The organism is Streptomyces sp. NPDC050121, assembly GCF_044460385.1.
Classification (GTDB): domain Bacteria; phylum Actinomycetota; class Actinomycetes; order Streptomycetales; family Streptomycetaceae; genus Streptomyces; species Streptomyces soliscabiei.
This window is the reverse complement of record NZ_JBITJV010000037.1, coordinates 1-14,388: the sequence shown is the minus strand read 5'-3', so window position 1 is coordinate 14,388 and position 14,388 is coordinate 1. Positions and strand designations below refer to the sequence as shown.

Sequence of the window (14,388 nt, the reverse complement as noted above, 5' to 3'; positions counted from 1 at the left end):
CGCAAATTCCGCCGGCCTGGCAGGTAGTACCCCGGGGGATGTGCCACCTGGTGAGGGGCGTCCCGTGGTGCGACGCTGGAGACAGGAGGGCGTCCGACAAGGGACGAGCCGGGAGGGCCGATGGGACGCGACGTCCCGGCGCTGGTCTTCACCCGCGAGGACCGGCGCCGGTACCGGATCAAGATGCAGGAGTGCCTCGAGGTGTTCGCGCAGATGCTGCGCGAGTCGCGGTTCGAGTCCGAGCGGCCCCAGGTCGGCCTGGAGATCGAGCTGAACCTGGTCGACGACGAGGCCGAGCCGGCGATGCGCAACAGCGACGTCCTCGACGCGATAGCGGACCCCGCCTGGTCCACCGAGCTGGGCCGCTTCAACCTCGAGATCAACGTTCCGCCCCGCCGCCTGACGCAGGGCGGCCCCGACGCCTGGGAGTCCGAGATCCGCGCCGCGCTCAACCACGCCGAGCAGCGCGCCAGGTCGATCGGCGCCCATCTGATCATGGTCGGCATCCTCCCCACCCTGCGGCAGGAGGACGTCGGCGAGGGGGCGCTGTCGGAGAACGCCCGCTACCGACTGCTCAACGACCAGGTGTTCGCGGCGCGGGGTGAGGACCTTCGTATCGAGCTGGACGGTGTCGACCGGCTGCGGACCTACGCCGACACCATCACCCCGGAGGCCGCCTGCACCAGCACCCAGTTCCATCTTCAGGTCTCCCCCGACGAGTTCGCCGCCTACTGGAACGCGGCGCAGGCGATCGCCGGCATCCAGGTGGGACTGGCGGCCAACTCGCCTTTCCTGTTCGACAGGGAGTTGTGGCACGAGACCCGGATCCCGCTGTTCGAGCAGGCCACCGACACCCGCCCGCAGGAGATCAAGGTGCAGGGAGTAAGGCCCCGGGTGTGGTTCGGAGAGCGGTGGATCACCAGCGTCTTCGACCTGTTCGAGGAGAACCTGCGGTACTTCCCCGCGCTGCTGCCGCTGTGCGACGAACAGGACCCGCGCGAGACGCTGGCGCAGGGAGACGTCCCCGAACTCGCGGAGCTGACCCTGCACAACGGCACGATCTACCGCTGGAACCGCCCGGTCTACGCCGTCGCCCACGACCGGCCGCACGTGCGCGTGGAGAACCGCTGTCTGCCGGCCGGTCCGACGGTCGCCGACACCCTCGCCAACGGCGCGTTCTACTACGGCCTCACCCGCGCCCTGGTGGAGGAGGAGCGGCCGGTGTGGTCACGGATGTCCTTCCAGGCCGCCGAGGACAATCTGCACACCGCAGCGCGGCACGGGATCGAGGCCCGGCTGTACTGGCCCGGGATGGGCGAGGCGCCGGTGCCCGAGCTCGTCCTGCGGCGTCTGCTGCCGCTGGCGCACCGGGGGCTGGAGCTCTCCGGCATGGACGCGGCCTGGCGGGAGCCGTTGCTCGGCATCATCGAGCAGCGCTGTGTCACCGGGCGCAACGGGGCCGTCTGGCAGAAGGAGATGTTCCACCGCATCGTCGCCTCCGCCCACGCCGGTCGCCACGAGGCGCTGCGGCGGATGACGCAGCTCTACATCGACTACATGCACCTCAACGCCCCCGCGCACACCTGGCCGGTCGACTGATCGACCCCCGCCCGGGGGCCGACACGGGACCCGCTGTGTGGCGGCACTCCCTGGACCGTGCAGGATAGGGGTATGACGAGCAAGGTCTATTTCGACATCACCATCAACGACGAGCCCGCCGGGCGCATCAACTTCAACCTGTACGACGACGTCGTCCCCAAGACGGCGGAGAACTTCCGCGCGCTGGCCACCGGCGAGAAGGGCTTCGGCTACGCCGGCTCCTCCTTCCACCGGGTCATCCCCGCCTTCATGCTCCAGGGCGGCGACTTCACCCGCGGCAACGGCACCGGCGGCAAGAGCATCTACGGCGAGAAGTTCGCCGACGAGAACTTCTCCCTCAAGCACGACCGGCCGGGGCTGCTGTCCATGGCCAACGCCGGCCCGAACTCCAACGGCTCGCAGTTCTTCATCACCACGGTCGTGACCGACTGGCTGGACGGCAAGCACGTGGTGTTCGGCGAGGTCGCCGACGACGAGAGCATGGCCGTCGTCAAGAAGATCGAGGCGCTCGGCTCCCGCAACGGCGCGACGTCGGCGAAGATCACCATCGCGGCGTCCGGTCAGCTCTGACCTCGAATCGAACCGCCCACCTGCCGGCCGGGGTCCCGCCCCGGCCGGCTGCGCCGGTGCACGGCGGGGGCGAAATCGGTCGCCGTGGGGGCAGCGCGCTGTTAGCTTGCGGACGTGGATCTCTTCTCGCGCTCTTGGGCGGCGTTGCGCACGGCGGTGGCCGATCTCCCGGACGAGGACTTCTCACGCCCCTCTGGTTGCGCCGGCTGGCTCGTGCGGGACTTGGTGTGCCATCTGATCGTCGACGCCCAGGACGTCCTGATCACCCTGGTCACGCCCGCCGAAACGGAACCGACCCGGGACGCGGTGACCTATTGGAACCTCGTCGAAGCCCCCACCGGTGACGATCCGCTCGACGCGCTGACCGTCCGGCTGGCCGCCGCGTACGAAGAGCCATGGCTGCTCAAGTTCCACCTGGACGACGTCGGTTCCGCCGCCGGTCGTGCCGCCGAACTCGCGGACCCGTCGGTCCGGGTCGGCACCCGGGACATGGTGCTGACCACAGGCGACTACCTCGCCGCGTACGTCCTGGAATGGACGCTGCACCACCTCGACCTGATCGCGCACCTCCCGGACGCGGTGGAACCGCCCCCCGAGGGGCTCGCCCGGTCCCGCGAGCTGCTGGAGAAGATCGCCGGGGCCGCGTTTCCCCCGTCGTTCTCCGACACGGACGCCTTGCTGATCGGCACCGGTCGGCGTGCCCCGTCCGAAGCGGAGCGGGCCGAGCTGGGTGAGCTGGGTCAACCGGCCCCGAAGCTCCCCCTCGTCCTCGGTTGACCGGCGCCGACAGAGGTCACCGCTGCAGGAAAGTCGGTTGATCTGCCGTCGCGTGTCGAAGAGGGTCTGTGGACATGGAGTTCTTCTGTTACCACCGCGATCGGCCCGGCTCCGGCGCGTTGCGCGACAAGCTGGTGGAAGAGCACTGGTCGTACATGGACCGGTACACGGCGGAGTTGATCGCTCGCGGCCCGACCTTCGCCGACGACGACACCTGCACGGGCAGCGTGCACATCGTCGACCTGCCGGATCCCGCCGCCGCCCGCGCGTTCGCCTTCGACGAGCCCAACTACCAGGCCGGCGCCTACCGGGACGTGCTGGTGCGCCGGTGGCGCAACCTGCTGGGACGCACCATGTGGGACTTCCCCGGCGGCCGGACCGGCGGCGACCGGTTCCTGGTCCTCGGCCTCGGCTCGGGGGATGCCGCCGACCTCGTCGTACCGTCCGACCGGGACGACCTGATCGCGTACGGGCCGCTGCTGTCCGACGACGGCGCCGACTGGCTGGGGACGGCGGTGCTGCTCCGGGCCTCGGACCCGGACTCGGCACGCGCCGTCCTGACCCCGGACCGCTATGCCGACATCGAGGTCCACCACTGGGAGTTCGGCGGACGACGGTGACGGGACAAGGCCGCACCCACCTCGGCCGGGCCAGGGGCGGGCCGCCGTCTCATCCGGCATCGAGGTAGTCGGCGACGAGCGCCGCGAACTCGTCGGGGGTGGCGAGCCGGATGCCGAGGGTCTCGGCCTTGGCCCGTTTGGAGCCGGCGCCTTCTCCGGCGACGACCAGGGTGGTCTTCTTGGAGACGCTGGAGGAGGAGCGGCCGCCGGCCCGTTCGACAAGCTCGTTCATCTGGTTGCGGCTGAGTTTCTCCAGTGCCCCGGTCATCGCGCCGGTGACCACCACCGCCATGCCGGCCAGCGGCCCGCCTGTCGCCTCCAAGACCCCCGTGACCCCCGTGACCCCCGTGACCTCCGTGGCCTCCGTGGCCTCCGCGCCGTCGGCGATGTCGCCGGCTGTCCGGGCGGGCGGGGTCGCACCGGGCTCCGTCATGTTCACACCGGCCGCGGCGAGCTTGTCGATGAGCGGGGCCAGCTCGGCGAGTTCGGCGACGATGGACGGGGCCTTCTCGGTGCCGATGCCCTCGACCTGCTGGATCGTCTCGGCGTCGGCGGCGCGGAGGTCGTCCATGGTGGCGAAGTACCGGGCGATGCGGCGGGACATGGAACGCCCGGTGCCGCGCACGCCGAGCGCGCACAGCACTCTCGACAGCGGCTGCGCCTTGGCCGCGGCGATGGCGGCGAGAAGGTTGTCGGTACTGGTCTCCCCCATCCGCTCCAGCCCCAGCAACTGGTCGCGGGTGAGGGCGAACAGGTCGGCGAGGTCCTTGACGAGGCCCGCGTCGACCAGTTGGACGACCCGGGTGTGGCCGAGGCCTTCGATGTCGAGCTGGTCGCGTCCGGCGGCGTAGGAGAGGGCGGCGACGAGATGGCAGTTGCGGCCGTTGGTGCAGCGCCAGCGCTGCTCGCTGGTGTCGATGCCCGATCCGCATCGCGGGCAGGACTCGGGGAAGACGATGGGCTGTTCCTCGCCGGTGCGCAGGTGGACGACGGGGGCTTCGACGCGGGGAATGACGTCCCCGGCCCGGTGGACCATGACCGGGTCGCCGAGGCGCAGGTCGCGGCGGGTGATGTCGGCCGGGTTGTGCAGGGTGGCGTAGGTGATGGTGGAGCCGTCGATCTCCACCGGCTCCAGGACGGCCCGGGGCGCGATGATGCCGGTGCGGCCCACGTTCCACTCCACCGCCAGCAGCCGGGTGATCTTCTCCACGGCCCGCAGTTTGAAGGCGATCGCCCAGCGCGGGGCCCGCGAGCCCGATCCGGCGGCTTGCTGGTCCGCGGCCAGGTCGGCCTTGACGACGATCCCGTCGATCCCGAACGGCAGCGAGGGGCGCAGTGCCGCGATCTCGGCCACGCGGTCCAGGACACCCTCCACCGTGTCGGCGGTGCTGCCGGGCACCGCGGTGCTCGCGGTGGTGTTCACCCCGTACGCGACGGCACGCTTCATGAGGTCGCTGTGCGCGCACTCGCCCAGTTCCCCGGCCTGCGCCGGATCGGTGTCGGCGAGGGGCAGCAGGCCGTAGGCGAAGAACGTCATCGGCACCGGGTAGGCGCGCTCCCTGGCCCGCAGGGTGCCTGCCGCCGCGTTGCGCGGGTTCGCGAACGGCGCACCGCCGTGCGCGGTGCGGACCTCGCCTGCGTGCTCGAACTGGGCGGTCGTCATGAGGACTTCGCCGCGCACCTCCACGGTGACCGGCTCCGCCAGTTCGCCGGGCAGGCCCTCGATGGTGCCGATGGCGTGCGAGACGTCCTCCCCGGCCGTCCCGTCGCCCCGCGTGATCAGCCGCGTCAGACGGCCGCGGGTGTAGCGGGCCGCTATCGCCAGACCGTCCAGCTTCGGCTCCACGCTGTACCGGGTGACGTCGTGACCGAGACGCCGGGCGAGCGACGCGGCCCACGCGGTGAACTCCTCCGCCGAGAACACGTTGTCGAGGCTGAGCATCGCCACGGTGTGCGGGACATCGCCCTGCACCGCTCCGCCGGCCACCTTCCCGGTGGGGGAACCCGCCAGCACCTGCTCGGGGTGCTCGGCCTCCCACGCCGCGATGGCTCGCACCAGACGGTCGTAGGCGTCGTCGTCCAGCACCGAGGTGCCGGCCCCGTAGTAGGCGGCCGACGCCTTCACCGCATCCTCGACCGCCTGCGCGTAGGCGACGGCATCCACGATCACTGCACCGCGTGTTGTCATACGTCACATCCTGCCTGCCACCACTGACAACGCCCGGGCCCTCGCCGACGTGAACGCCGTCTGCCACCGGGCGGCGACGGCCGCCGACGGGGTCACGGCGCCCGCGTCGACGCCGGTGAAGTCAGTGGGCGGCGGGCGGCCGCCGCTTCGTCGCCCGGCGCAGCCGCAACGCCAGCAGCAGGGCCGAGCCGCCGAAGAGCGCGGCGGTGATCACCAGCCAGTGGGCGAGGAACCCGTCCGGCGAGAGTCCGGTGGCCGACCGGTAGCGCTGGTCCACCCTGCCGCCGATCAGCGGGAACCACACGAGCAGCAGCAGACCGGAGAGGGCCGCGGGGACACGGACGTACATCGTCCACTCCCGGTGGCCGGCCGCCCCGAGCCCCCGCGCGAGCACCCGGTCGGCCGACGCGTACAGGGGCAGCAGGACGAGGTCGTGCAGCAGCGCGGCGCCCACGATCCACAGTGCGACGCCGAACCAGTCGTCCTCGAGGAGCCGTACGCCGGCATAGGCGGCGAGCGCGAACGAACAGACGAGCAGCAGCAGTTGGAAGGGGCTGCCCCAGGGGATCGGGCGTCGCATCACAGGTCTCCGAACGTCATCCGGGCCACCCACTTGGTGTTCAGCACACCGGGGGCGGCGGGCACGATCACCCGCGCCGGGTGGCCGTGGTCGGGGGACAGCTCCTCGCCGTTGACGTACAGGGCGAGCAGGGACCGCGGGTCCGCGACCTGGTCGGCGCGCAGGGCGGCGTGCCGGAAGGCGCCATGTCGCTGGAGGGACTCCACGAACAGGCCCGGCGGGTCGTCCTCGTACCCGACGAGCGCGGCGAGGTCGCGCAGTCGTACGCCGCGCCACCACTGGTCGGACGTCGACCAGCCCTCGACGCAGGCGATGGGCAACGCGGAGCTGTGCAGCGGCAGTTCCGCGAGCCGGGCCCGGCTGAGTCGGACCGTGCCCGTGCGTCCGGTGACCACGAGCCGCCAGGCGTCCGCGCTCGTCTCGGCCGGGTCGATGGCGGCGTACGCGGCGGTCTTGTTGATCTGGAAGCCGTTCGGGCCGCTGCCCGGGTCGGCTCCGCCGTGCGGGGCGAGGAGGGCCGTGCGGCGCAGGCCGTCGAAGTTCTGCCCCACCGTCGTCAGGAACAGCAACAGCGAGCCGCCCCCGACGAACCACAGGGCGCCACGCCGGGAGACGGTCGGCGGGCCGGGACGCGGCGACACCAGGTCGTCCCGCTCCTCACGCAGGTGCCGCACGTTGCGCAGTGCCTTGGGCGTCTTCAGGACGGCATGGGCGACGAACGCGGTGAGGAACACCCACGCGCCGTAGAAGTGCAGGCGGTAGAACGAGCCGGGGAAGACGTAGTCGAGCTGGACGTTGAGGACGCCGGTCGTGAACTCGAACAGCCCGCCGCCGACCAGCAACAGCAGGGAGATCCGCTCCAGGGCGTGGGCGAGCGAGCGGGCCGGCGGCAGCGCGAACAGCTTCGGCACCACCGACCACAGCTTGGCCAGCAGCACGGGGATCAGGGTGATGCCGAGGGTGACGTGCACACCCTGGTTCAGCCGGTACAGCCAGTGGGGGTTCGTCGGCCAGGCGAACAGGTAGAAGCCGAGGATCCCCTTGTCCGAGGTCTGGTCGTTCACCGGCGAGAGGTCCGGGTTGTAGGCGGCGTAGGAGACCAGTCCCGTCACGAACAGCACGGTGACGCCGACGAGCAGGACCAGGCCGAGCACCGAGGTGAACCAGGGGCCGCGCAGGGGGCTGCGCCAGAAACCGGGAGAGGTGGGGAGCCGTGAGTCGTCGCGCATGCCCCGACCGTAGGCCGGGACCCCCCGCCCAGAGGGTGCGCGACCCATGACGAAACACTGGTCCGGCCCGCAGAGCGGCCCACGGCCCGCCACTCGGCCTAGTTGCCCCGCTCACCGACACTGACAAGCCACCGCCGATTCCCTGCGACCTGATCCAGACGACGGGCCATGGGGTGCCGGGGAACCGCACCCCGCCGTCCGCCGAGCCGCGCTCCTCGCGCCCCGGCCGCAGCGCCGCCGGTCTCCGCCGCGACCTGTGTGCGGCCGGGGGCAGTCGCCCTGCTCGTGACGCCGGCCGTGCCGACCGCCCGCCATGTCCAGCACCCTGACCACACCCCCGGTGCGCCAACTGGCCGCTCGCGTTGGGAAGTTGGGGCCCACATGCCGGCCCGGGCACACCGGTGGCCGTCCTGTCGGCGGTCGTGACGGCGGTGTACGGGCCGCTTGGCCACCCGGCTGCCCTGGCGGGGCCTGCTCGTGGCGTCGCGGCCCCCCCCTGCCTCCTGGCTCCTGGCGCTCCTGGCTTCTGGCTGACGGAGCGGTTCGGCACGGCCTCCTGCGCGACGTTCCTCCCCGGTCCTGCGCAGTCGGGTGAACGCGGCCGGGGTCCACACCCGACAGCCCGCTCCCGGCAGCCCATACCCGACCGCGCGCGGGAAGCCGGTGACGGGGACCGGGACCGCGCCGGCTGCTCTCAGCTGGACTCGCGCACCACCAGCCGGCACGGCACGGTGTGCACGCCGGGCCGTGGCTCGGTGTCGATCGCCCGGAGCAGTTCCAGGGCCGCGATCCGGCCGATCTCGGCGAGGTTGGTATCGATGGTGGTGAGGGGCGGGCGGCTGGCCAGCGCCATGGTGTCCCAGTTGTCGTAGCCGACCACGGCGATGTCGCCGGGGACCGACACTCCGCGCTCGCGCAGCGCGTCCGCCACGCCCCGTGCTATCTGGTCGTTGCCGCAGAAGAACGCGTCGGTGTCGGGGGCCGTGCGCAGTACGGCGTCGGCCGCGCGCCGGCCCCAGGCCTCGCTCCACTCACCGAAGTGGATCCGTCCGGTCGACGGTTCGAGTGAGGCGCTCGCCAATTGGCCGACCGCGTACTGGGCGCGTTCGCGGGCGGCGGCGTGGTGTTCCGGGCCGGTGACGTGGGCGATCCGGGTGCGTCCGGTGGCCACCAGGTGCTCGATCGCCAGTCGCGCGCCGCCTCGGTCGTCGGTGACGACGGAGGTGTCACGGGGGTCGGTGGACGGGGACAGCGCGTAGACGACGGGGACGGACTCGACGCCGGGCAGGGGCGGCCGGGGGTCCGTGCGGCGGCCGGTGACGATGATGCCGTCCACCCTGCGGTCCATGAGGTTGCGCAGATGGTGCTGCTCGCGGATGGCGTCGCCCCGGGTGTCGCACAGCAGAACGGAGATCTTCCCGGCGCCCAGCGCGTCCTCCGCGCCGAGCAGCACGGGTGTGCTGAACCGGCCTATCCCGTCGGTCGTCATCAGGCCGACCGTCCAGCTGCGGCCGCTGTGCAGGCTCTGCGCGTGCTGATTGGGCCTGAATCCCAGCTCCGCGACCGCGTCCAGCACCCGTTGACGCGTCTCGGGACGCATCCGTCCGCCGCCGTTCAACGCCTTGGAGGCCGTGCCGACGCTGACGCCGGCGAGGGCGGCGACATCGGTCAGCCGGGCCCGGCCGTCGGGGAGAGAACCTGGAGCAGAGGTCACGGGCAAACCTTTTCCTCGATGCCTCGATGATACGAACGCCCGACATGGTGGCAGGCGGCGGAGCCGTACGCCAGCCCGCAGGAAAAACGAAATAACTCTTGCGGCGGCTCTTGACCGGATAGGTCCACTGCCCTCTACTTTCACGACGAGAAAACGGTTGCTCGAAACAAGCCCCGACGAGCTCGTCGCTCACCCTCGGCGCCCTCACCCCCGGAGAATCATGCCTCGCACCCGCTCCACCCAGCCCGCCCCGGGACCGGTCCGCCTCGGCCCCGAAGCCCAGGCCACGCTGCGCCCCGCCGCCGTCGGCATCGACACGGGTTTCTGGCACCACCGCCGTACGACCAACGCGCACGTCTCCCTTCCGCAGGGACCCGGTCTGCTGGAGTCCGCAGGGAACCTGCACAACCTGCGGCTCGCGGCCGGCGCCGCCGAGGGCGAGTTCCGGGGCGCGTACCCCTTTGTGGACACGGATGTCTACAAGTGGCTGGAGGCGGCCTCCTGGCGGCTCGCCCAGGCCCCGGACGACGACCTCGCCGCCGAACTCGCCGCCGAGGTCTCCCGGATCGTCGACCTGGTCGCCGCCGCCCAGCAGCCCGACGGCTATCTCAACACCTGGTTCCAGCTGGTCAAGGACGGGCGGCGCTACCAGGACCTGTGCTGGGGCCACGAGTTGTACTGCGCGGGCCATCTCATCCAGGCCGCGGTGGCCCACCACCGGGCCACCGGACGCCGCGAACTCCTCGACGTGGCGGTCCGGTTCGCCGACCAGGTCGACTCCGTCTTCGGCCCGCCCGGCAGCGGCAAGCCCATCGACGGCGTCGACGGTCACCCCGAGGTCGAGACCGCCCTGGTGGAGCTGTACCGGGAGACCGGGGAGCGCCGCTACCTGGAGCTGGCCGGCTACTTCGTCGACCGGTACGGTCACGGCCTGCTGGGCGGCGAGGCCTACTGTCAGGACCGGGTTCCGCTGCGTGAGGCGACCAACGTCGAGGGGCACGCCGTACGACAGTTGTATCTGCTGGCGGGCGCGGCCGACCTGGCGACGGAGACCGGGGACGCCGAACTGCGGGCGGCGGGCGAGCGGTTGTGGCGGGCGATGACCGCCACCAAGACCCACCTCACCGGCGGCCTCGGCGCCCACCACGATGAGGAGGACTTCGGGGACCCGTACGAGCTGCCCAACGAGCGCGCCTACTGCGAGACCTGCGCCGCCATCGCCTCGGTCCAGTGGAGCTGGCGGATGGCCCTGCTCACGGGTGAGGCCCGCTACTCCGACCTGATCGAACGCACCCTCTACAACGGCTTCCTGGCGGGTGTCTCCCTGGACGGCGAGCGCTGGCTGTACGTCAACCCGCTCCAGGTCCGCGACGGTCACACCGACACCGGCGGCGACCAGTCGGCCCGCCGCACCAGATGGTTCCGCTGCGCCTGCTGCCCGCCCAACGTGATGCGGCTGCTGGCGAGCCTGGAGCACTACCTGGCCAGCACCGACGACACGGGCCTGCAGATCCACCAGTACGTCGCCGGGCGCTACACCGCCGAGGGCGTCGCCGTACGCGCCGAGACCGAGTACCCCTGGCACGGCACCGTCCGCCTCACCGTCGAGGAGACCCCCGCCGACCGTCCCTGGACGCTGTCCCTGCGCGTCCCGCAGTGGTGCCGCGACTTCCGGGTGCGCTGCGGGGAGCAGACGTACGACACGGCGGTGTCGGACGGCTGGCTGCGTCTGGAGCGCACCTGGGCTCCGGGCGACGAAGTGGTCCTGGAGCTGGGGCTGGAACCCCGGCTGACCACGGCCGACCCCCGGGTGGACGCGGTACGCGGCTGTGTCGCGATCGAGCGCGGACCGCTCGTGTACTGCCTGGAGCAGGCCGACCACCCGGGCGGCGGCCTGGACGACCTCGTCCTCGACCCGACCCGGCCGCTCGCCGTGAAGCACCGCCCGGACCTGCTCGGCGGTGTCACCACGGTCGTGGCGGCCGGCCACCGGCGCACCGTGCCCGAACGGGGCTGGTGGCCGTACACCCCCACGGACACCGCGCAGGCCGCCGGGCCCGCCGCCGGCGATCCCGTCGAGCTGACCGCCGTCCCCTACTACGCGTGGGCCAACCGTGAGGACGGCAGCATGCGCGTCTGGCTGCCCCTCTCCTGAACTCCCCCTGCTTCTGCGCCACTTCTCTACGACAACGAGGTCACCCCGTGATACCGACCCGCCGTACCCTCCTCGCCGCGCTCGCCGCGGTCGGCACTCTCGCCTCCCTCACCGCCTGCTCAAGCGGCTCCGACGGCTCGGGATCCTCCGACGCAGCCGGCGGGACCTACACCTTCTGGGACCCGTACCCGCAGTTCGACGCGTCCTCGCCGTGGGGCAAGCGCGTCGGCGAGTGCGGGACGAAGGCGGGCGTCACCGTCAAGCGGACCGCGTACGACACCACCGACCTCGGCAACAAGGCGCTGCTCGCCGCCCAGCAGGGCAACGCGCCCGATGTGATGCTGGTGGACAACCCGGTCGTCTCCACGCTGGTCGAGGCGGGCATCCTCAACAAGACGAGCGACCTCGGCCTCGACACCAAGTCGATCCAGCAGAACATCATCGGCGCGGGCACCATCGACGACGCCGCCTACGGCATCCCGATCGGCGCCAACACCCTCGCCCTCTACTACAACAAGAAGGTGCTGACCGCGTCCGGTGTCGACCCGGCCTCCGTCAAGGACTGGGCCTCCCTCACCGCGGCCCTGAAGAAGGTCAAGGCGGCCGGGAAGAAGGGCATCACCTTCTCCGCGATCGGCACCGAGGAGGGCAGCTTCCAGTTCCTGCCCTGGTTCTGGGGCGCGGGCGGCGACCTGACGAAGCTGGACTCGGCGAAGGGCGTGGCCGCGCTGTCACTGTGGAAGGGGTGGGTGGACGACGGGCTGGCCCCCAAGGACGTACTGCAGAACACCCAGACCACCAGCTGGCAGGAGTTCGCGACCGGCGAGTACGCGTTCGGCGAGAACGGCACCTGGCAGCTCGGCAACGCCGACAAGGCCGGCTTCGAGTACGGCATCGTCAACGTCCCGGCTGAGAAAGGCGGTTCGGCGCCGGTACCGACGGGCGGTGAGTTCGTCACCGTGCCCGTCCAGAAGGACACCGCGCGCTATGACCTCACCAAGAAGATCGTCACCTGTCTGACCAGCGAGGCCAACCTGCTCGCCAGCGACACGACCCTGACGTATGTCGCGCCCACCGCGGCCGTCCAGGCCGAGCAGGTGAAGCAGAACCCGAAGCTCAAGCCGTGGGTGGACGCGGTGGCCGCGGCGCGCGGGCGCACCAGCGGCGGTCTGGGCACCAAGTACCCGACCATCTCGCAGCAGATGTGGACCGCCGTGCAGGCCGCGCTGTCGGGGAGCAAGAGCCCCAAGGACGCTCTCGGAACGGCCCAGTCGAGCGCGCAGAAGGGCTAGGCACCGGACATGACCATCGCCCGTGTCGACCGCCCGCGGCGGCCGTCGGCGGTGGTGAAGGCGAGCGGTTCCGGCTCGCTGCCGCTGCCCCGTCGGCAGCGGTGGCGAGGCCGCCTGGCCGCGTTCGCCTTCGTCGCCCCGCTGATCGTCTATCTCGCCGCCTTCTACCTCTATCCGCTGTACCGCAACCTCGACCTGAGCCTGCGCGACTACACGGTCCGCTCCTTCGTGGCCGGCGACGCCCCGTTCACCGGCTGGGACAACTTCCAGCGGGTCCTGGACGACCCCACGTTCGGCCCGGCACTGCGCCACACGATGGTCTTCACGTTCGTGTCGATCGCCTTCCAGTACGTCATCGGGCTCGCTCTCGCCGTCTTCTTCAACCGGCACTTCCGGCTGGCCCCGACCCTGCGGGCCCTGTTCCTGATCCCCTGGCTGCTGCCCCTCATCGTCTCGGCGTCCACCTGGTCGTGGATGTTCAACAGCGAGTCGGGCGTGGTGAACTACTTCCTGCATCTTTTCGGGGCGGACCCGGTCGGCTGGCTCACCTCGCCGGACTGGGCGCTGACCTCGGTGATCGTCGCCAACATCTGGATCGGCATCCCGTTCAACCTGGTGATCCTCTACAGCGGTCTGCAGAACATCCCCGCGGAGCTGTACGAGGCGGCGGCCCTGGACGGGGCGGGCGCGTGGCAGCAGTTCCGGCGCATCACCTTCCCGCTGCTGCGGCCGGTGTCGGCGATCACGCTGCTGCTGGGGCTGGTCTACACGCTGAAGGTGTTCGACCTGATCTGGATCATGACCAAGGGCGGGCCGGGGGACACCTCCTCGACGCTGGCGACCTGGTCGTACCAGCTCGGCTTCGGCACGCTGCTGCCGAAGTTCGGTCCCGGCGCCGCGGTCGGCAACATCCTCATCCTCATCGCGCTCGTCTTCGGGCTCCTGTACATCCGTGTCCAGAGGAGGCAGGAAGCGTGAAGTCCCGTACCGGCTCCCGCCGTTACACCGTGATCGGGCTGGTCCTCACGGCGCTGATGCTGTTCCCGGTTTACTGGATGCTGAATGTGTCCCTCACCCCGCAGCAGGACATGCGCAAGTCCCCGCCCGACCTGTTCCCGCTGCATCCGACGTTCGAGGGCTATCGGGCCGTCCTGGACGACCAGTTGCCCTATCTGGGCACCAGCCTCCTCATCGGCCTCGGGACGGTCGCCCTCACCCTGCTGCTGGCTGCGCCGGCCGGCTACTCGCTGGCGAAGCTCCGCCCGCGCGGCGGCGGCGCCCTCGGGCTGTTCCTGCTGGTCGCGCAGATGATCCCGGGCATCGTCATGGCGATGGGCTTCTACGGCATCTTCCTCGACCTCGGTCTGCTGAACTCCTGGTGGGGGCTGATCGTCGCGGACTCCACCATCGCCGTGCCGTTCGGCGTCATGATCTTCACGGCGTTCATGTCGGGCATCCCGGGCGAGCTGATCGCCGCCTCCCGCATCGACGGCGCGGGCACCTTCCGCACGTTCTGGTCGGTCGTCCTGCCGGTCAGCCGCAACGCCGTCGTCACCGTCTCGCTCTTCTCCTTCCTGTGGGCCTGGTCCGACTTCGTCTTCGCCAACACCCTGGACGGCGGCGGCGATCTGAGGCCGATCACCCTCGGCATCTACAAGTACATC

At 71.1% G+C, this 14,388-nt stretch carries 12 protein-coding genes; 8 read left to right on the top strand and 4 right to left on the bottom strand.

Features of this window, described 5'->3' with window-relative positions; all coding sequences use genetic code 11:
- The first annotated feature begins 120 nt into the window (after window positions 1–120).
- The 4 genes from ACIBTS_RS38300 (at window position 121) to ACIBTS_RS38285 (ending at window position 3,566) form a co-directional block, all read left to right on the top strand.
- Complete coding sequence (locus ACIBTS_RS38300; protein ID WP_399325286.1) at window positions 121–1,599, top strand: glutamate--cysteine ligase; 1,479 nt, start codon at window positions 121–123, stop codon at window positions 1,597–1,599.
- Between the two features lie 72 nt (window positions 1,600–1,671).
- Complete coding sequence (locus tag ACIBTS_RS38295) at window positions 1,672–2,169, top strand: peptidylprolyl isomerase (RefSeq protein ID WP_079657538.1); 498 nt, start codon at window positions 1,672–1,674, stop codon at window positions 2,167–2,169.
- Between the two features lie 114 nt (window positions 2,170–2,283).
- Window positions 2,284–2,946 carry a maleylpyruvate isomerase N-terminal domain-containing protein gene (locus ACIBTS_RS38290; protein WP_399325285.1) on the top strand — a complete coding sequence of 221 codons (663 nt, stop codon included), beginning with the start codon at window positions 2,284–2,286 and terminating at the stop codon, window positions 2,944–2,946.
- A 74-nt stretch (window positions 2,947–3,020) separates the two neighbouring features.
- Entirely contained in the window at window positions 3,021–3,566 is a 546-nt protein-coding gene (locus tag ACIBTS_RS38285; RefSeq protein ID WP_399325284.1) for a YciI family protein, read from the top strand.
- Window positions 3,567–3,615: 49 nt separating this feature from the next.
- Here the strand turns inward: ACIBTS_RS38285 and ligA are convergent, their stop codons facing one another.
- The 4 genes from ligA to ACIBTS_RS38265 all read right to left on the bottom strand — a co-directional run bounded on the left by ligA (window position 3,616) and on the right by ACIBTS_RS38265 (window position 9,277).
- The gene (ligA, locus tag ACIBTS_RS38280; protein ID WP_399325283.1) at window positions 3,616–5,754 is read right to left on the bottom strand and encodes an NAD-dependent DNA ligase LigA; all 2,139 of its coding nucleotides are present in this window, start codon (window positions 5,752–5,754) and stop codon (window positions 3,616–3,618) included.
- Between the two features lie 121 nt (window positions 5,755–5,875).
- Window positions 5,876–6,334: a hypothetical protein gene (locus ACIBTS_RS38275; RefSeq protein ID WP_399325282.1), complete on the bottom strand. Its 459-nt coding sequence runs from the start codon at window positions 6,332–6,334 to the stop codon at window positions 5,876–5,878.
- Window positions 6,334–7,563 carry a molybdopterin-dependent oxidoreductase gene (locus ACIBTS_RS38270; RefSeq protein ID WP_399325281.1) on the bottom strand — a complete coding sequence of 410 codons (1,230 nt, stop codon included), beginning with the start codon at window positions 7,561–7,563 and terminating at the stop codon, window positions 6,334–6,336. The genes ACIBTS_RS38275 and ACIBTS_RS38270 overlap by 1 nt, the downstream gene beginning before the upstream one ends.
- A 694-nt stretch (window positions 7,564–8,257) precedes the next feature.
- Window positions 8,258–9,277: a LacI family DNA-binding transcriptional regulator gene (locus tag ACIBTS_RS38265; RefSeq protein ID WP_399325280.1), complete on the bottom strand. Its 1,020-nt coding sequence runs from the start codon at window positions 9,275–9,277 to the stop codon at window positions 8,258–8,260.
- 220 nt (window positions 9,278–9,497) lie between these two features.
- Here ACIBTS_RS38265 and ACIBTS_RS38260 point away from each other — a divergent pair, with 220 nt between their 5' ends.
- The 4 genes from ACIBTS_RS38260 to ACIBTS_RS38245 all read left to right on the top strand — a co-directional run.
- The gene (locus ACIBTS_RS38260; protein WP_399325279.1) at window positions 9,498–11,432 is read left to right on the top strand and encodes a glycoside hydrolase family 127 protein; all 1,935 of its coding nucleotides are present in this window, start codon (window positions 9,498–9,500) and stop codon (window positions 11,430–11,432) included.
- A 47-nt stretch (window positions 11,433–11,479) separates the two neighbouring features.
- Window positions 11,480–12,724 carry an extracellular solute-binding protein gene (locus tag ACIBTS_RS38255; protein WP_399325278.1) on the top strand — a complete coding sequence of 415 codons (1,245 nt, stop codon included), beginning with the start codon at window positions 11,480–11,482 and terminating at the stop codon, window positions 12,722–12,724.
- Window positions 12,725–12,733: 9 nt separating this feature from the next.
- Window positions 12,734–13,702, top strand: a complete 969-nt coding sequence (locus tag ACIBTS_RS38250; protein WP_399325277.1) for a carbohydrate ABC transporter permease — start codon at window positions 12,734–12,736, stop codon at window positions 13,700–13,702.
- Window positions 13,699–14,388: carbohydrate ABC transporter permease (locus ACIBTS_RS38245; protein WP_399325276.1), on the top strand; the 690-nt coding region annotated here is incomplete at its 3' end. The genes ACIBTS_RS38250 and ACIBTS_RS38245, both read left to right, overlap by 4 nt.

Bases quoted from the DNA above. Each gene is read 5' to 3' on its own strand.
- ACIBTS_RS38275 (WP_399325282.1), bottom strand. From the start codon at position 6,334: ATGCGACGCCCGATCCCCTGGGGCAGCCCCTTCCAACTGCTGCTGCTC.
- ACIBTS_RS38295 (WP_079657538.1), top strand. From the start codon at position 1,672: ATGACGAGCAAGGTCTATTTCGACATCACCATCAACGACGAGCCCGCC.
- ACIBTS_RS38300 (WP_399325286.1), top strand. From the start codon at position 121: ATGGGACGCGACGTCCCGGCGCTGGTCTTCACCCGCGAGGACCGGCGC.
- ACIBTS_RS38285 (WP_399325284.1), top strand. From the start codon at position 3,021: ATGGAGTTCTTCTGTTACCACCGCGATCGGCCCGGCTCCGGCGCGTTG.
- ACIBTS_RS38250 (WP_399325277.1), top strand. From the start codon at position 12,734: ATGACCATCGCCCGTGTCGACCGCCCGCGGCGGCCGTCGGCGGTGGTG.
- ACIBTS_RS38260 (WP_399325279.1), top strand. From the start codon at position 9,498: ATGCCTCGCACCCGCTCCACCCAGCCCGCCCCGGGACCGGTCCGCCTC.
- ACIBTS_RS38270 (WP_399325281.1), bottom strand. From the start codon at position 7,563: ATGCGCGACGACTCACGGCTCCCCACCTCTCCCGGTTTCTGGCGCAGC.
- ligA (WP_399325283.1), bottom strand. From the start codon at position 5,754: ATGACAACACGCGGTGCAGTGATCGTGGATGCCGTCGCCTACGCGCAG.